This is a genomic window from Streptomyces sp. NBC_01214, assembly GCF_026340975.1.
Taxonomy (GTDB): domain Bacteria; phylum Actinomycetota; class Actinomycetes; order Streptomycetales; family Streptomycetaceae; genus Streptomyces.
This window is the reverse complement of sequence record NZ_JAPEOS010000001.1, coordinates 2,161,699-2,177,933: the sequence shown is the minus strand read 5'-3', so window position 1 is coordinate 2,177,933 and position 16,235 is coordinate 2,161,699. Positions and strand designations below refer to the sequence as shown.

Below are 16,235 nucleotides of genomic sequence, written 5' to 3'. Positions count from 1 at the left end.
CAGCCTATCCAGCCCCGGTTACGGCAAAGAGCCCCGTCCAGACACTGGACGGGGCTCTCGCCGTGGCGACACCAGGACTGACCGAAATCAGTCCCTCATGCGTTCATGCGGGGATCAGTGGTGGCCGTGGCCGGACTGGATCTCCTTGTATTCCTCCACCGTGGGCTTCGGAATCTGGTTGCCTTCGCCGTAGAAGCCCTTGCTGAGCTTCGCGCGCAGCTTCTCGGTGGCCTTCACCTTGCGCTCGACACCGTTCTCGTCGACCGTCGGGCCGATCTCGAACGGCTTGTACTGCTCGTGCGAGGTGAGGGTGTGCAGCTGACCCGCCGGGAGCGGCTCGTGGACCTCGACGAACTCACCGTGCGGCAGACGCTTGATGATGCCGGTCTCGCGACCGTGCAGCACCTTGTCGTGGTCCCGGCGCTGGAGGCCGAGGCAGATCCGCTTGGTGACGATGAAGGCGAGGACCGGGACGACGAAGAAGCCGATCCGGACGAACCACGTGATCGAGTTGATCGACAGGTGGAAGTACTGGGCGAACATGTCGTTGCCGCCGCCGATGAGGAGCACGATGTACTCCGCGATCCAGGCGACACCGAAGGCCGTACGGGTCGGGACGTTGCGCGGGCGGTCCAGGATGTGGTGCTCGCGCTTGTCCCCGGTGACCCAGGACTCGATGAACGGCCAGACGGCGATCGCGCCGAGCACCAGCGGGAAGAGCAGCAGCGGGATGAACACGCCCAGGACGAGCGTGTGGCCCCACATGTTGATCTCCCAGCCGGGCATGGCTCGGATCAGGCCTTCCGGCATACCCATGTACCAGTCGGGCTGCGCACCGGTGGACACGTGGTCCGGGCGGTACGGGCCGAGCGCCCAGATCGGGTTGATCGAGGCGACCGCAGCGACGGCCGCGATGACACCGAAGACCAGGAAGAAGAAGCCTCCGGCCTTGGCCATGTAGACCGGCAGCAGCGGCATGCCGACGACGTTGTTGTTCGTCTTGCCGGGACCCGCGAACTGGGTGTGCTTGTGGTAGAAGACCAGGATCAGGTGGGCCACGAGCAGGCCCATCATGATGCCGGGCAGCAGCAGGATGTGCACCGAGTAGAACCGCGCGACGAAGTCGCCGCCCGGGAACTCCCCGCCGAACAGGAACATCGACAGGTAGGTGCCGACGACCGGGACGGACAGGATGGCGCCCTGCATGAAGCGGACACCGGTACCCGAGAGCAGGTCGTCCGGCAGCGAGTAACCGGTGAAGCCGGTGAACATGCCGAGGACCAGCAGCAGGAAGCCGAAGATCCAGTTGACCTCACGCGGCTTGCGGAACGCACCGGTGAAGAAGACGCGCATCATGTGCACGATCATCGCCGCGACGAAGATCAGCGCCGCCCAGTGGTGGATCTGACGGATCAGCAGGCCACCGCGGACGTCGAAGCTGATGTCCAGCGTCGAGGCGAAGGCCTCGGACATCATGACGCCCTGCATCGGCACGTACGAGCCGTGGTACACGACCTCGTTCATGCTCGGGTGGAAGAACAGCGTCAGGTACACACCCGTGAGGATGATGATGATGAAGCTGTAGAGGCAGATCTCACCCAGCATGAAGGACCAGTGGTCCGGGAAGATCTTGCGCATGTTGGCCTTGGCCAGGCCGTAGATGCCCAGGCGGCCGTCCGCCCAGTCGGCTACGCGCTCGCCGGCCGGCGCTTTGCGCTCGTTGTTGACGCTGGTGCTCATCCGCGCTCCCAGAATGCAGGACCGACGGGCTCTTCGAAGTCGCCGAGCGCTTCGAGGAAGCCTTCGTCATTCACGCCGATCCGCAGCTGCGGAAGCGCGTGACCGGCCGGGCCGAAGATGACACGGGCGCCGTCGGAGAGGTCGAAGGTGGACTGGTGGCACGGGCAGAGCACGTGGTGCGTCTGCTGCTCGTACAGGCTGATCGGGCAGCCGACGTGGGTGCAGATCTTGGAGTAGGCCACGATCCCGTCGTGGGACCACTCCAGTTCCTTCTTGTCCTTGATGTCCTCCGGCTGAATGCGGACGATCATCAGGGCGGCCTTGGCGATCTGTACCTGGAAGTCGTGCTGCTCCTCCTCCAGGCCTTCCGGCATGGCGAAGGTGAGCGAACCGACGTACACGTCCTCGGGACGCAGCGGCTCCATCGTGTTCTGGTTGATGAGCAGCTTGCCCTTGGCCCACAGGGTCTTGCGCAGCTTCTCCTCGGGCAGCGGGCCCAGGTCGCGCAGCAGCATGACGCCGGAGAGCGGCACCATGGCCATCGCGCCGAGGAGCGTGTTGCGGATCAGCGGACGCCGGCCGATGGCGGACTCGTTCGCGCCGTCGGCGAAGTCCTGCAGGACCTGCGCCTTGACCTCCGGCGGAGCGGCGATCTCGTGGCGCTCGGCGGCGACCTCGACGTCGGACATCAGGGTGCGGGCCCAGTGGACCGCGCCCGCGCCGATGCAGAAGAGGGCCACGCCCAGGGTGATGCCCAGGGAGAAGTTGAGCGCGCTGACCTTCCCGATGGGGAAGATGTAGACGATCTTGTCGACCGGGAAGATCACGTAGGACGCGATGAAGGCGATCGTCGCCAGCATCGACAGCGTGAAGAGCATCGCGACGGTGCGCTCGGAGCGCCTCGCCGCCCGCTCGTCGATGTCCTGGATGCGCAGCTTGTGGACCGGCAGGCCCGGGTCGGCGAACGGGTCGTCCGCGACCGCTACGCCGTGGTGGGCGTCGCCCTGCTCGCTCGGCAGGTGCTTGTCTTCGGGAATCTCTTGGCTACTCATGACTTCTTGGCCTTAGCGGTGTGGGCCGCGACCCAGACGGCGACAGCGATCAGCGCACCCAGGGCGAAGATCCAGCCGAACAGACCCTCGGAGACGGGGCCGAGGCCACCGAGCTTCAGGCCACCGGGGCTGGTCGACTTCTCGCCGTTCACGTTCTGGAGGTACGCGATGATGTCCTTCTTCTGCTTCTCCGGCATGGTGCTGTCGGGGAAGGAGGGCATGTTCTGCGGGCCGGTCTGCATGGCCTCGTAGATGTGCTTCGGCGAGACGTCCTCAAGGTTGGGGGCGTACTTGCCGTTCGTCAGCGCGCCGCCTTCGCCGGTGAAGTTGTGGCACTGCGCGCAGTTGTTGCGGAAGAGCTCACCACCGTTGGCGATGTCGGCGCCCGCCGGGTCGTACTGCTTCGCGGTCGGCGTGATCGGACCGGCACCGAGGGACGCGATGTACGCGGCCAGCTGGTCGATCTGCGCCTGGTCGTAAATGACGGGCTTCTTCGGCACCTGGGCGCCGGGCTGCTGGGCGGGCATGCGGCCCGTGCTCACCTGGAAGTCGACGGCCGCGGAGCCGACGCCGACCAGGCTCGGGCCGTCAGAGGAACCCTGACCGCCGGTTCCGTGGCAGCTTGCGCAACCCACGGCGTAGAGCTTCTTGCCCTCCTCGATGGCGAGGGACTGGGCGGTTTCATCGGCCTGCGCCTTGCCCGCGGGAGCAAAGGCGGCGTACAGCCCCCCAGTGGCCGCCAGCGCGAGGAGTAGAACGACGACCGCCGCCAGCGGATGGCGTCGTCGTGCGGAGAGCTTTTTCACGGATTACCCCGGTGTCAGGATCTTCTGCGTCGGTGTGTCTGGATGGAGTGCCGGGTCTTGCCCGGTGACGTGTTCGCTACTTGATCAGGTAGATCGTCGCGAAGAGGCCGATCCAGACGACGTCGACGAAGTGCCAGTAGTAGGACACGACGATGGCCGACGTGGCCTGTTCGTGGGTGAACCTCTTGGCCGCGTACGTCCGGCCGAGGACCAGCAGGAAGGCGATGAGACCGCCCGTCACGTGCAGACCGTGGAAGCCGGTGGTCAGGTAGAACACCGAGCCGTAGGGGTCTGACGAGAGGGACAGGCCCTCATGCTTGACCAGCTCGGTGTACTCGAACACCTGGCCGCCAATGAAGATCGCACCCATGACGAACGTGATGATGAACCACGTCCGGAGCTTCTTCACGTCACCGCGCTCGGCGGCGAATACGCCGAGCTGGCAGGTGAGCGAAGAAAGCACCAGGATCGTCGTGTTCGTCGCCGAGAAGGGCAGATTCAGGGTGTCGGCCTGCTCTGTCCAGAACTCGGGACCCATCACGGATCGCAGGGTGAAGTACATCGCGAAGAGGGCCGCGAAGAACATCAGCTCGGAACTCAACCAGATGATGGTTCCGACGCTGACGAGGTTCGGCCGGTTGACCGTCGGGTGCGCGTGCCCGGTATCTACTGTCGTTGCTGTCGCCACGACCGACATTATGTCGGTCGCTTATCCCGCCCTCACCCCGGGGGGTGCCGTTCGGAGTGTCAGGGGCGTGTGCAAGGCCCGAACGGCCCATCAGATGAGCCCTCCGCGCGGTCACCTGCGACATGTTCGAACCGATGTTGACTGCGCACCGGGAGGAGTAGCATCCCGCGCAACATCAACGTGATTCACGGCCACGTGGAGGAACGAAATGCGGGCGACTGCGCGGGTTCTGGTCTACAGCGACGACGCGGGCACCCGGGAGCAGGTGCGGCTGGCGGCAGGACGCAGGCCCGCCGCGGACCTGCCGCCGGTGGAGTTCCTGGAGTGCGCGACGCTGCCGGCGGTCCTGACGGAGCTGGACGCGGGCGGCATCGACGTGTGCGTGCTGGACGGCGAGGCGGTTCCGGCCGGGGGCATGGGCGTGTGCCGACAGATCAAGGACGAGATCTTCCGGTGTCCGCCGGTGCTGTTGCTGATGGGACGCCCCCAGGACGCCTGGCTGGCCACGTGGAGCCGTGCGGACGCCGCCGTGACCCTTCCGGTGGACCCGGTGCAGTTCGCGGACACCCTGGCGGGCCTGCTGAGGACCCGTCTGTCCCTGGACGCCTGATACGCCCCCCTGAGCGCCCGTGCGCGCCCCGTGGGGGCCTTACGGGTGAACGGGCCGGGAATTCTCCCCCCGGACGTCGTCCGGGGGGAGGGGCCGGCCCGGGACGGCCTAGACGCTGGGGCGCAGTCGGGCCTGGTCGACCGGGCTGCGGCCCTCCTGGGTGCCCTTGAGCAGGGCGCTGCCCTGGCGCCAGTCCTTCCAGTCCATGTTCCAGTCGCCGAAGCCGTTGCCGAAGACGTCCATGTCGTCGCCGATGCTGTTGATCACCTGGACGATGTCGCCCTCGGTGATGTTCTCGTAGAACCAGGCGGCGTTGCCGGTGCTCATGCCGGTGCAGCCGTGGCTGACGTTCGCGTAGCCGTGCGAGCCGACGGACCACGGTGCGGCGTGGACGTATTCACCACTCCAGGTGACGCGGGTGGCGTAGTAGACGGGCAGGTTGTAGTACTCGCTGCCGCCGATGCCGACGGTGTCCCCGCGCATCTGTACGTAGTACTGCTTGCCCAGCACCACCTTGATGCCGTTGCGGGTGGAGAAGCCGGGCTTGCCGGTGGTCACCGGAATGGTGTTGATCACTTCTCCGTTGCGCTTGAACGTGAGGTAGTGCGAGGAGGCGTCGGTGGTGACCTCGACCCGGTCCCCGATCTCCAGCTCCAGCGGCTTGGCGACGGCCCCGTGGAGCTCGTCGGTGATCCTCACGCCCTCCAGGTTGCTCCGTACGGAGACGGCGGAGTTGGCGGGCCAGTAGTCCTTGGGCCGGTAGTGGAGGTTCTTGTCGTCCACCCAGTGCCAGGCGCCCTCGACGCCGGGCGGGGCGTTGACGACGAGGCCCCGTTCCACGATGGCGCGGGCGGCCTTGTCCTTGACCGGCTCGCTGAGTTCGGCGGTGATGGGCTGCCCGACGCCGTACTTGCCCGCGTCCGGGCCGAACTCGACCTTCAGGATCCCCTTGGACGGGGTGGTGTCGAAGGTGAGCGTGCGCTGCCCTGGGGCGCCCCGCTCGTCCTCGGTGCTCACGGTGACCGTGTAGCGGACGCCTGAGGCCATCGGGGTCGTGCTGTGCCAGCGGTCCCCCTTGGCGCTCAGTTCGCCCGCCAGGCGGCGGCCGTGGGTGTCCACGGCCAGCACGTCGGTGATCCGGCCGCGGCCGCTCTTGGCGGTGATTTCGAGGGGGCGGTCGGGGTCCACGGGGCGGCTGCCGGCGCGCTGGTTGAAGGCGACCTGATCGCCCGCGTCGTACGGGCGGGCTGACAGCGGGTTCTTGTCGCCGGACCCGCATGCGGTGGCGCCGGCCCCGAGGGACGCGACCAGCAGGGAGCAGCTGAGTACCGTCCAAAGACGCGGTGAGTGCTTCATGGAGCCAACGCTATGAAGATATGACAATTACGGCGCGCGGGGTGACTGCAAACGAGGGGCCCGGGCTCCTCCTTCAGGAGGAGCCCGGGCCCCAAGTGCGTCGCGGCGCGGCCGCGAAGGTGTTGCTACTGGTTCTGGTTCTCACCGCGGTAGTACTCGTACACCCAGCCCCACAGGCCGATCATGATGATCGGGGCCGAGAAGTACATGAGCCACCAGCCGAAGATGACGCCCATGAACGCGAGCGCACCGCCGATGCCCAGCGAGAGCGGCTGCCAGCTGTGCGGAGAGAAGAACCCCAGCTCGCCCGCCTCGTCGGCGACGTCGGCCTCCAGGTTGTCCTGGGCCATCTCGTCGACGCGCTTGGCCGTGAAGGCCAGGTAGTAGCCGATCATGACGCTCAGGCCGAAGGCCAGGAAGAGCGCGGTGGTACCGACGGGCTCCTTCGACCACACGCCGTACACGACGGCCATGATCAGGATGAAGAAGGAGAGCCAGAGGAACATCTTGCCCTGGATCTTCACTTGTCGGCCTCCTTGCCGCCGGTGACGGCCTGGGCGGCGACGCTGTGGTCCTCGAGGTGGTCGAGGGCCGCGATCTCAGGGTGGTGCAGGTCGAACGCCGGGGACTCGGAACGGATCCGCGGCAGGGTGAGGAAGTTGTGCCGCGGCGGCGGGCAGGACGTCGCCCACTCGAGCGAACGGCCGTAACCCCACGGGTCGTCGACCTCGATCTTCTCGCCGTACTTGGCGGTCTTCCAGACGTTGTACATGAACGGCAGCATCGACAGGCCGAGCACGAACGAGCTGATCGTCGAGATCGTGTTCAGCGCGGTGAAACCGTCGGCGGCGAGGTAGTCCGCGTAACGACGCGGCATGCCCTCGGCACCGAGCCAGTGCTGCACCAGGAAGGTGCCGTGGAAGCCGACGAACAGCGTCCAGAACGTCATCTTGCCGAGACGCTCGTCCAGCATCTTGCCCGTGAACTTCGGCCACCAGAAGTGGAAGCCGGCGAACATCGCGAACACCACGGTGCCGAAGACGACGTAGTGGAAGTGCGCGACGACGAAGTACGAGTCGGAGACGTGGAAGTCCATCGGGGGCGAGGCCAGGATGACGCCGGTCAGACCACCGAAGGTGAAGGTGACCAGGAAGCCGATCGTCCAGAGCATCGGGGTCTCGAAGGACAGCGAGCCCTTCCACATGGTGCCGATCCAGTTGAAGAACTTCACACCGGTCGGTACCGCGATCAGGAAGGTCATGAAGGAGAAGAACGGCAGCAGCACACCACCGGTGACGTACATGTGGTGGGCCCACACGGTCACGGAGAGGCCGGCGATCGCGATCGTCGCGGCGATCAGGCCGATGTAGCCGAACATCGGCTTGCGGCTGAAGACCGGAATGATCTCGGAGACGATTCCGAAGAACGGCAGCGCGATGATGTACACCTCTGGGTGCCCGAAGAACCAGAAGAGGTGCTGCCATAGCAATGCGCCGCCGTTGGCGGAATCAAACACGTGCGCACCGAACTTGCGGTCGGCCTCCAGCGCGAAGAGCGCGGCGGCCAGCACCGGGAAGGCGAGCAGGACCAGAACACCGGTCAGCAGCACGTTCCAGGTGAAGATCGGCATGCGGAACATCGTCATGCCGGGAGCGCGCATGCAGATGATCGTGGTGATGAAGTTGACCGAGCCGAGGATGGTTCCGAAGCCGGAGAAGGCCAGACCCATGATCCACATGTCGGCGCCGATGCCCGGCGACCGGACCGCGTCCGACAGCGGGGAGTAGGCGAACCAACCGAAGTCGGCCGCGCCGTTCGGCGTGACGAAGCCGGCCACCGCGATGGTCGAGCCGAAGAGGTACAGCCAGTACGCGAACATGTTCAGCCGCGGGAACGCCACGTCGGGCGCGCCGATCTGCAGCGGCATGATCCAGTTGGCGAAGCCGGCGAAGAGCGGGGTGGCGAACATCAGCAGCATGATCGTGCCATGCATGGTGAACGCCTGGTTGAACTGCTCGTTCGACATGATCTGCGTGCCCGGACGGGCCAGCTCGGCGCGCATGAAGAGCGCCAGCAGACCGCCGATGATGAAGAACACGAACGACGTGACCAGGTACATCGTGCCGATGGTCTTGTGGTCGGTCGTGGTCAGCCACTTCACGACCACGTTGCCCGGCTGCTTGCGCCGTACCGGCAGCTCGTTCTCATACGAGTCGGCGGCGGCACCCTGGGATTCGTTGAGGATGCTCACAGTTTGTTCACTTCCGCATTCCGGGCCGGGTCGGTCTGCTGGATACCGGCCGGGAGGTAGCCGGTCTGACCCTTCTCCGCCAGATCCTTCAGGTACGCCCGGTACTCCTCGGGGGAGACCACCTTGACGTTGAAGAGCATCCGGGAGTGGTCAACGCCGCAGAGCTCGGCGCACTTGCCCATGAAGGTGCCGTATTCGGACGGGGTGACCTCGAAGACATTGGTGTGGCCCGGAATGACGTCCTGCTTGAACAGGAACGGGACCACCCAGAAGGAGTGGATCACGTCGTTCGACGACAGGATGAAACGGACCTTCTCGCCCTTGGGGAGGACCAGGGTCGGACCCGGGTTGCCCGTCTGGGGGTTCCGGTCGCCCGGGACGCCCTTCTGGTAGACGCCCTCGGCGCCCGCCGGGAAGTCCTTGGTGAAGCGGTCCGGGATGGAGGCCAGCTCCTTGGGGACCGCGCCCGCCTTCGGGGTCGCCGCGTCACCGTCGACGTTCTCGACGTAGTTGAAGCCCCAGCTCCACTGGAAGCCGATCACGTTGATCGTGTGCGGCGGCTTCGGGGTGAGGGCCAGGAGCTTCGACTCGTCACGAGCGGTGAAGTAGAAGAGCACCGAGACGATGATGAGCGGGACCACGGTGTACAGCGCCTCGATGGGCATGTTGTACCGGGTCTGCGCAGGGACCTCGATCTTCGTCCGGCTGCGTCGGTGGAAGATGACGCTCCAGATGATCAGGCCCCACACGAGGATGCCCGTGACCAGCGCGGCCGCCCAGGATCCCTGCCACAGGGAGAGGATGCGCGGCGCCTCCTCGGTTACCGGAGTCGGCATTCCGAGGCGGGGGAAGTCTTTCCATGTATACGAGCAACCAGTGGCGGTCGCCAGGACCACGCCCGCAGTCAGCGCCTGCAGCAGCTTCCGCCGCATCGGGCGCCGCGGCGAGCGGTCGGAGCCGTAGGGACTCACGTAGCGCCTTCCCGAGAGTCTCGGCCCGCGCGGCCGGCCGCGGCCGTGTTCGGGTCGGTCGCCGGCCCTGACGCAGGCAGGGGTTTGGATGTTTATGCGGACCAAACCCTACTGGACGCTATTTGGGGTCGCGCGGGGAGGGTGCCCAACGCGCCGCTACTGCCCCCGAAGGGATGGATCCGCCGTCCGGGGGACGGCGGATGCGGCCCTGAATGGCGGGCTCCGGGGCCCATCTGACGCCCCCTGACCTCGAACGCTCGGGGTCTGGAGCTAGCGTGGCCGGATGCCGTACTTCGACAGCGCGTCCGCCGCTCCCCTGCACCCCGTGGCCCGACAAGCGTTGCAGGCCTCCCTGGACGAGGGCTGGGCCGATCCGGCCCGGCTGTACCGGGAGGGAAGGCGCGCCCGGCTGTTGCTGGACGCGGCGCGGGAGGCCGCCGCGGAGGCGGTGGGATGCCGGGCCGACGAGCTCGTGTTCACTCCTTCGGGGACGCACGCGGTTCACACGGGGATCGCGGGGGTGCTCGCGGGGCGCCGGCGCGTCGGAAGTCATCTGGTCGTATCGGCGGTCGAACACAGTTCTGTATTGCACGCGGCCGAGGCGCACGGGGCGCGCGGCGGGACGGTGACCGAGGTCCCGGTGGACCGGTGGGGCGCGGTGACGCCCGCCGCCTACGCGCAGGCGCTCGTCCCGGAGAGCGCCCTCGCCTGCCTCCAGTCGGCCAACCACGAGGTGGGCACGGTCCAGCCGGTGGCGGAGGTGGCCGAGGTCTGCGGGGCGGCCGGGGTGCCGCTGCTGGTGGACGCGGCCCAGTCGCTGGGCTGGGGGCCGGTGGAGGGCGCCTGGTCCGTACTGGCCGCGAGTGCGCACAAGTGGGGCGGCCCGCCCGGGGTCGGTCTGCTGGCGGTCCGCAAGGGGGTGCGCTTCTCCCCCCAAAACCCCGCGGACGAACGGGAGTCGGGCCGCTCCCCCGGTTTCACGAACCTGCCCGCGATCGTGGCCGCGGCGGCTTCCCTGCGGGCCGTACGGGCCGAGGCGGACGCGGAGGCGGCCCGACTGCGGGTCCTGGTGGACCGCATCCGGCGGCGGGTGGTGCGGCTGGTCCCGGACGTGGAGGTGGTGGGCGATCCGGAGCGGCGGCTGCCGCACCTGGTCACCTTCTCCTGCCTGTACGTCGACGGGGAGACGCTGCTGCACGAGCTGGACCGGGCCGGCTTCTCGGTCTCCTCCGGCTCCTCGTGCACGAGCTCCACGCTGACCCCCAGTCACGTGCTGCGGGCGATGGGCGTGCTGTCGGAGGGGAACGTACGGGTGTCCCTGCCGCCGGGGACCCCGGCGGAGGAGGTCAACGCGTTCCTGGAGGTGCTGCCGCGCGCGGTGGCGGACGTACGGGAACGGCTCGGCGTGTCGGAGCCCCCGGCGGTGGCTCCGGTGGCGGACTCCCTGGAGCTCGACGCGCTCGGGCTGCGGTGCCCCCAGCCGGTGATCGAACTGGCCCGGGCCATCGTGACGGTCCCGGTGGGCGGGACCGTCACCGTCGTCTCCGACGACGAGGTGGCCCGGCTGGACATCCCGGCGTGGTGCGCGATGCGGGGCCACACCTATGTGGGCGAGACCCCGCGCGAAGTCGGCTCCGCCTACACGGTCCGCCGAGCCGTCTGACCGGGCCCGCCCTTCCCGGCCCGCCGGCACCAATCCGGCTGCGCCGGGCGAAACCAGCCCCTCCGGCGTTTGAGGAGCGGGGTCTGGGGCGGAGCCCCAGGAAACCCGGCTCCGCCGGGCACCGGGCTCCGCCCGGACCCGCGCCTCAAACGCCGGCGAGGCTGGGCTTGGCCGGGCTCAGCGCCCGTGGCGGCGGGATGGGCCCGGGGGCAAACGGCGGCGGGCCGCAGCGGCGGCGGCCGTCAGGAGAGGTGGGCGCGGACCTCTGCCGCGGCTTCGTCGCCGTAGGCCTTGGTGAAGCGCTCCATGAAGTGGGCGCGGGCCAGGGTGTACTCCTGGGTGCCCAGGGTCTCGATCACCAGCGTCGCGAGCATGCAGCCCAGCTGCGCCGCACGCTCCAGGCCGACGCCCCAGCCCAGACCGGTCAGGAACCCGGCGCGGAACGCGTCGCCGACACCCGTCGGGTCGACCTTCGCGGTCTCCTCCGGGCAGCCGACCACGATCGGGGCCTCGCCCACGCGCTCGATCCGGACGCCGTTGGAGCCCAGCGTGGTCACACGGGTGCCGACCTTCGAGAGGATCTCCTCGTCGGTCCAGCCGGACTTCGACTCGATGAGGCCCTTCTCGTACTCGTTCGAGAAGAGGAAGGTCGCGCCCTCCATCAGGGTGCGGATGTTGTCGCCGTCCATCCGCGCGATCTGCTGCGAGAAGTCGGCGGCGAAGGGGATCCCGCGCGTGCGGCACTCCTCCGTGTGGCGCAGCATCGCCTCGGGGTCGTCCGCACCGATCAGGACGAGGTCGAGCCCGCCCACCCGGTCGGCGACGGACTTGAGCTCGATCAGCCGGGCCTCGCTCATCGCGCCCGTGTAGAAGGAGCCGATCTGGTTGTGGTCGGAGTCCGTGGTGCACACGAAGCGCGCGGTGTGCAGCACCTCGGAGATCCGGACGGACTCGGTGTCGACGCCGTGCCGGTCCAGCCAGGCGCGGTACTCGTCGAAGTCGGAGCCGGCGGCCCCGACGAGGATCGGGCGGATGCCGAGCTGCCCCATACCGAAGCAGATGTTCGGGCCGACCCCGCCCCGCCGGACGTCGAGGTTGTCGACGAGGAAGGAGAGGGAGACCGTGTGCAGCTGGTCCGCGACCAGCTGGTCGGCGAAACGGCCGGGGAAGGTCATGAGGTGGTCGGTGGCGATGGAGCCGGTGACTGCGATGCGCACGGCGTGGACGCTCCTGCTGAGGACGGCGAGGGACAGTCAAAACTACCCGGTAAGCGGCCCCTGGCTGTACCCCAGAAACTACCCCTTAGTAGGTCTTTCTTCGCCAGAGCTCCGATGCCTACGGTGCCTCCATGACCTACACCGACGGTTTCGGCTACTGCGAGTACACCGCCGACAAGCGCGGCGCGGAAGCCCCACGACAGCCCGGTTTCGCCCGTCTGCTGGGTGACTGCGCCCGGATGGCCCCGCACTGGGCGGTCCCGGCGGGTCCCCGGCCGGTCCGCGTGGCCCCTTCGCAGATCCACGGGATCAGCGTCCCGGCCGCCTCGGTGCGGCTGATCGCCGCCACGTCCGTGTACGGGGACCAGTAGGAGGGAACCGGTTGCGCTCCCGCTCCGTCACACCCGCATCAGGTACGACGGGACCGGTGAAGGAGCGATGCGGTGACCAGCGAACGACCCGACGACACATCACGCGGCACACGGCGGCGGCCCGCCTGGGCCGTCGCCTCGATCGCGGCGGCCGTCCTGCTGGCGGGCGGCGGAACCGCGTACTGGGCGTCGACCGCCCACGGCGACGGTGGGTCGGGCCACCGTACGGCCGACAGCGCGGCCTCCGCGCCCCGTGACGCAGGAGACCCCTCGGGGCCGGGCATCGCGCCCGGCGAACCCGACCCGTCCGGCGGCGCGGTGGTCTACCGGGCCGACGTGAAGCTTCCGGAGGCCCCGGCCGGCGCGCCCACCTATGCGCTGTCAGGCGAAATCACCTCGGCGGAGGTGGCCCGCCTCGCGGCGGCCCTGGGCCTGCCCGGCGAGCCGCGGCTGAGCGGGGACGTCTGGCTGGCCGGGGAGGCCGCCGACGGCTCCGGGCCCCGGCTCACGGTGGCCCGTACGGCGCCGGGGACGTGGAACTTCGCCCGCTTCCAGGCGCCCGGCAGCGGTGCCGGCACCGGCACCGGCACCGGGGACGACTGTGCGCGGGGCAAGGACACCTGTGGCCCGGCCACCCTCCCGCAGGACCCGGGGGCCAGTGCGGGCGGCGGGGCCGAGACGGGGACTCCGGTGTCGGAGGAGGCCGCCAAGGCCGCCGCGGCCCCGGTGCTGGCCGCCGCGGGGGCGGAGGGGGCCAAGCAGGACGCCCGGTCCCACCAGGGGTCGGTACGGGTGGTGGCCGCCGACCCGGTGATCGGCGGGCTGCCCACGCAGGGCTGGTCCACGAAGGTCAGCGTGGGCTCCGACGGCTCGGTGGTGGGGGGCAGCGGGGAGCTGAAGGCCCCCGTGCGGGCGGCCGATCAGCAGGTGGTCGGGGCCGTGGAGGCGCTGGCCCGGCTGAACGCGAAGTCGGGCGGCGGGGAGGGCAACCCCGAGCCCAGCGGTTGCGCGAGCGCGGTCCCGCTGGCGGCGGACACCGCGGTGTCGTCCACGGACGCGGTGCCGTGCAACCCGGAGCCGCGGCCGATGAAGCCGCCGCGGACGGAGACGGTGAAGGGCGCCGTGCTCGGGCTCGTCCCCGGCACGGTGAACGGGGCGCAGGGGCTGGTTCCGGCCTGGCTCTTCGAGGTGGCGGGCCAGGGCGGCGCGCCCGGCCACACGGTGGCCCAGCCGGCGGCAGCCGCCCAGGAGAGCACTCCCGGCCCGAAGGACATGCGCACGGTGACCGGATTCTCGTACGCGGACGCCGACCGGAAGCTGACCGTGAACTTCTGGGGCAGCGTGTGCAGCACCTACGCCGTGGAGGCGCGGGAGCAGGCGGAATCGGTCCTGGTGAAGATCACGGACACCCCGAACAAGCCGGGCCAGGCCTGCATCATGCTGGCGCAGGACATGTCCTTGTCGGTGCAGCTGCAGCAGCCGCTGGGTGACCGGAAGGTGATCGACGCGGCCACGGGCAAGCCGCTCCCCCGGCAGTAGCCGCGGTCCCGGGCAGGGCCCGGGACCGGGTATGGCACGAGGGCCCGCCCCCGGTCGGATTCGACCGGGGGCGGGCCCTCGTCACGCAGGTGTCCAGGCTTAGCTGAACGAGTCGCCGCAGGCGCAGGAGCCCGTGGCGTTGGGGTTGTCGATCGTGAAGCCCTGCTTCTCGATGGTGTCGACGAAGTCGATGGAGGCTCCGTGGAGGTACGGGGAGCTCATCCGGTCCGTGACGACCTTCACACCATCGAAGTCCTTCACGACGTCGCCGTCGAGGGAGCGCTCGTCGAAGAAGAGCTGGTAGCGCAGGCCGGAGCAACCACCGGGCTGGACGGCGACGCGGAGCGCCAGGTCATCGCGGCCTTCCTGCTCCAGCAGGGTCCTGACCTTCACGGCGGCGGCGTCGGACAGGAGGATGCCGTCGCTCACAGTGGTCTTGTCGTCCTGTACGGACATCTGCATTCACTCCCGAAGTGGGCGGCTCCCCGCCGGGGGCGGGGAAACGTCGGACTCTTGCCGTCGGTGGCAACGAGCGGGACCGCGGATTCATTCCGGGACCCGACGCTTGTTTCAGATATTCCATGCTCGCACACCGCGCGCGGGGGTGGGCCCGGCGAATCGTGGGCTGATGCGTCACATTGACACTATCGGCATCGTCAAACTGACGTGAAGCGGCTATCATAGATAACGTCAAATAGACGAGAAGTCGACGTGATGATCCAGAAGTCCCTTGTCGCAGAACAGAAAGGGTGCGTGTCGTGACCACCGCCCAGCCGTTGGACGTCCAGCCGACGCCCCTTGCCCTGCTGCTGCTCGGCCGTGAGGCCGACCCCAAGAGCGAGCGCGGGGTGGAGTGCCCCGGCGACCTGCCCTCGCCGTCGGACCCGAACCTCGTGGAGCGTGCCCGCGCGGCCAAGGAGAAGCTCGGGGACAAGGTCTTCATCCTCGGCCACCACTACCAGCGCGACGAGGTCATCGAGTTCGCGGACGTCACCGGCGACTCCTTCAAGCTGGCCAAGGACGCGGCCGCCAAGCCGGAGGCCGAGTACATCGTCTTCTGCGGCGTGCACTTCATGGCCGAGTCCGCGGACATCCTGACCTCGGACGACCAGAAGGTGGTCCTGCCGGACCTGGCCGCCGGCTGCTCGATGGCCGACATGGCCACCGCCGAGCAGGTCGCGGAGTGCTGGGACGTGCTGACCGAGGCCGGCATAGCCGGCAGCACGGTGCCCGTCTCGTACATGAACTCCTCCGCCGACATCAAGGCCTTCACCGGCAAGCACGGCGGCACGATCTGTACCTCGTCCAACGCGAAGAAGGCCCTGGAGTGGGCCTTCGAGCAGGGCGAGAAGATCCTCTTCCTCCCGGACCAGCACCTGGGCCGCAACACCGCCGTCCGCGACATGGGCATGTCCCTGGACGACTGCGTGCTCTACAACCCGCACAAGCCGAACGGCGGCCTCACCGTCGAGCAGCTGCGGAACGCCAAGATGATCCTGTGGCGCGGGCACTGCTCCGTGCACGGCCGGTTCTCGGTCGACTCGGTCAACGACGTCCGCGCCCGGATCCCCGGCGTGAACGTCCTGGTCCACCCCGAGTGCAAGCACGAGGTCGTGGCGGCCGCGGACTACGTCGGTTCGACGGAGTACATCATCAAGGCCCTGGAGGCGGCCCCGGCCGGTTCCAAGTGGGCCATCGGCACCGAGCTGAACCTGGTCCGGCGCCTGGCGAACCGATTCGCTGCCGAGGACAAGGAAGTCGTCTTCCTCGACAAGACGGTCTGCTTCTGCTCGACGATGAACCGCATCGACCTCCCGCACCTGGTGTGGACCCTGGAGTCCCTGGCCGAGGGCAACCTCGTCAACCAGATCCAGGTCGACAAGGAGACCGAGAGCTTCGCGAAGCTCGCGCTGGAGCGGATGCTGGCGCTCCCGTAGCCGCCTCCTGCCATGCACGCGCCGAAGGGCCGCC

15 protein-coding genes are annotated in these 16,235 nt (G+C 68.5%); 5 read left to right on the top strand and 10 right to left on the bottom strand.

Going from position 1 to position 16,235, the window contains the following annotated elements; translation table 11 throughout:
- Window positions 1-114 precede the first annotated feature (114 nt).
- From OG594_RS10470 to OG594_RS10455, 4 genes are all read right to left on the bottom strand, one after another.
- Window positions 115-1,740 (bottom strand): ubiquinol-cytochrome c reductase cytochrome b subunit, encoded by a 1,626-nt coding sequence (locus OG594_RS10470; RefSeq protein WP_266597490.1) that lies wholly within the window; start codon window positions 1,738-1,740, stop codon window positions 115-117.
- On the bottom strand, window positions 1,737-2,792 hold the full coding sequence (locus OG594_RS10465; RefSeq protein ID WP_266597483.1) for a Rieske 2Fe-2S domain-containing protein: 1,056 nt from the start codon (window positions 2,790-2,792) through the stop codon (window positions 1,737-1,739). Before OG594_RS10465 ends, OG594_RS10470 begins: the two co-directional genes overlap by 4 nt.
- Window positions 2,789-3,598 carry a c-type cytochrome gene (locus OG594_RS10460; RefSeq protein WP_266597481.1) on the bottom strand — a complete coding sequence of 270 codons (810 nt, stop codon included), beginning with the start codon at window positions 3,596-3,598 and terminating at the stop codon, window positions 2,789-2,791. The genes OG594_RS10465 and OG594_RS10460 overlap by 4 nt, the downstream gene beginning before the upstream one ends.
- 76 nt (window positions 3,599-3,674) lie before the next feature.
- Complete coding sequence (locus tag OG594_RS10455; RefSeq protein ID WP_266597479.1) at window positions 3,675-4,295, bottom strand: heme-copper oxidase subunit III; 621 nt, start codon at window positions 4,293-4,295, stop codon at window positions 3,675-3,677.
- Window positions 4,296-4,494: 199 nt separating this feature from the next.
- Between OG594_RS10455 and OG594_RS10450 the strand changes: the two genes are divergently transcribed.
- Window positions 4,495-4,896, top strand: a complete 402-nt coding sequence (locus tag OG594_RS10450) for a hypothetical protein (protein WP_266597477.1) — start codon at window positions 4,495-4,497, stop codon at window positions 4,894-4,896.
- 108 nt (window positions 4,897-5,004) lie between these two features.
- On the opposite strand, the gene OG594_RS10445 is transcribed toward OG594_RS10450, so the two are convergent.
- The 4 genes from OG594_RS10445 to coxB form a co-directional block, all read right to left on the bottom strand.
- The gene (locus OG594_RS10445; protein WP_266597475.1) at window positions 5,005-6,252 is read right to left on the bottom strand and encodes an Ig-like domain-containing protein; all 1,248 of its coding nucleotides are present in this window, start codon (window positions 6,250-6,252) and stop codon (window positions 5,005-5,007) included.
- A gap of 125 nt (window positions 6,253-6,377) precedes the next feature.
- Window positions 6,378-6,776 carry a cytochrome c oxidase subunit 4 gene (locus OG594_RS10440; RefSeq protein ID WP_053692942.1) on the bottom strand — a complete coding sequence of 133 codons (399 nt, stop codon included), beginning with the start codon at window positions 6,774-6,776 and terminating at the stop codon, window positions 6,378-6,380.
- The gene (gene ctaD / locus OG594_RS10435; RefSeq protein WP_266597470.1) at window positions 6,773-8,503 is read right to left on the bottom strand and encodes a cytochrome c oxidase subunit I; all 1,731 of its coding nucleotides are present in this window, start codon (window positions 8,501-8,503) and stop codon (window positions 6,773-6,775) included. The genes OG594_RS10440 and ctaD overlap by 4 nt, the downstream gene beginning before the upstream one ends.
- On the bottom strand, window positions 8,500-9,474 hold the full coding sequence (gene coxB, locus OG594_RS10430; protein WP_266597468.1) for a cytochrome c oxidase subunit II: 975 nt from the start codon (window positions 9,472-9,474) through the stop codon (window positions 8,500-8,502). The genes ctaD and coxB overlap by 4 nt, the downstream gene beginning before the upstream one ends.
- 283 nt (window positions 9,475-9,757) lie before the next feature.
- Between coxB and OG594_RS10425 the strand changes: the two genes are divergently transcribed.
- Window positions 9,758-11,137, top strand: coding sequence for a cysteine desulfurase/sulfurtransferase TusA family protein (locus OG594_RS10425; protein WP_266597466.1), 1,380 nt, complete (start codon window positions 9,758-9,760; stop codon window positions 11,135-11,137).
- A 242-nt stretch (window positions 11,138-11,379) separates the two neighbouring features.
- Here OG594_RS10425 and OG594_RS10420 read toward each other — a convergent pair whose 3' ends face one another.
- Complete coding sequence (locus OG594_RS10420) at window positions 11,380-12,354, bottom strand: carbohydrate kinase family protein (RefSeq protein WP_266597464.1); 975 nt, start codon at window positions 12,352-12,354, stop codon at window positions 11,380-11,382.
- 131 nt (window positions 12,355-12,485) lie between these two features.
- On the opposite strand from OG594_RS10420, the gene OG594_RS10415 reads away from it, so the two are divergent.
- On the top strand, window positions 12,486-12,725 hold the full coding sequence (locus OG594_RS10415; RefSeq protein WP_266597462.1) for a hypothetical protein: 240 nt from the start codon (window positions 12,486-12,488) through the stop codon (window positions 12,723-12,725).
- 72 nt (window positions 12,726-12,797) lie between these two features.
- Window positions 12,798-14,264 (top strand): hypothetical protein, encoded by a 1,467-nt coding sequence (locus OG594_RS10410; RefSeq protein WP_266597460.1) that lies wholly within the window; start codon window positions 12,798-12,800, stop codon window positions 14,262-14,264.
- Window positions 14,265-14,363: 99 nt separating this feature from the next.
- On the opposite strand, the gene OG594_RS10405 is transcribed toward OG594_RS10410, so the two are convergent.
- Window positions 14,364-14,720: an iron-sulfur cluster assembly accessory protein gene (locus OG594_RS10405; protein WP_266597458.1), complete on the bottom strand. Its 357-nt coding sequence runs from the start codon at window positions 14,718-14,720 to the stop codon at window positions 14,364-14,366.
- A 293-nt stretch (window positions 14,721-15,013) separates the two neighbouring features.
- Here OG594_RS10405 and nadA point away from each other — a divergent pair, with 293 nt between their 5' ends.
- On the top strand, window positions 15,014-16,201 hold the full coding sequence (gene nadA / locus OG594_RS10400; protein WP_266597456.1) for a quinolinate synthase NadA: 1,188 nt from the start codon (window positions 15,014-15,016) through the stop codon (window positions 16,199-16,201).
- Window positions 16,202-16,235: the final 34 nt, after the last annotated feature.

Excerpts from the sequence above, each read along its gene's own strand:
- OG594_RS10445 (WP_266597475.1), bottom strand. The coding sequence starts at position 6,252 with ATGAAGCACTCACCGCGTCTTTGGACGGTACTCAGCTGCTCCCTGCTG.
- OG594_RS10425 (WP_266597466.1), top strand. The coding sequence starts at position 9,758 with ATGCCGTACTTCGACAGCGCGTCCGCCGCTCCCCTGCACCCCGTGGCC.
- OG594_RS10465 (WP_266597483.1), bottom strand. The coding sequence starts at position 2,792 with ATGAGTAGCCAAGAGATTCCCGAAGACAAGCACCTGCCGAGCGAGCAG.
- OG594_RS10450 (WP_266597477.1), top strand. The coding sequence starts at position 4,495 with ATGCGGGCGACTGCGCGGGTTCTGGTCTACAGCGACGACGCGGGCACC.
- OG594_RS10415 (WP_266597462.1), top strand. The coding sequence starts at position 12,486 with ATGACCTACACCGACGGTTTCGGCTACTGCGAGTACACCGCCGACAAG.
- OG594_RS10405 (WP_266597458.1), bottom strand. The coding sequence starts at position 14,720 with ATGTCCGTACAGGACGACAAGACCACTGTGAGCGACGGCATCCTCCTG.
- OG594_RS10455 (WP_266597479.1), bottom strand. The coding sequence starts at position 4,295 with ATGTCGGTCGTGGCGACAGCAACGACAGTAGATACCGGGCACGCGCAC.
- OG594_RS10470 (WP_266597490.1), bottom strand. The coding sequence starts at position 1,740 with ATGAGCACCAGCGTCAACAACGAGCGCAAAGCGCCGGCCGGCGAGCGC.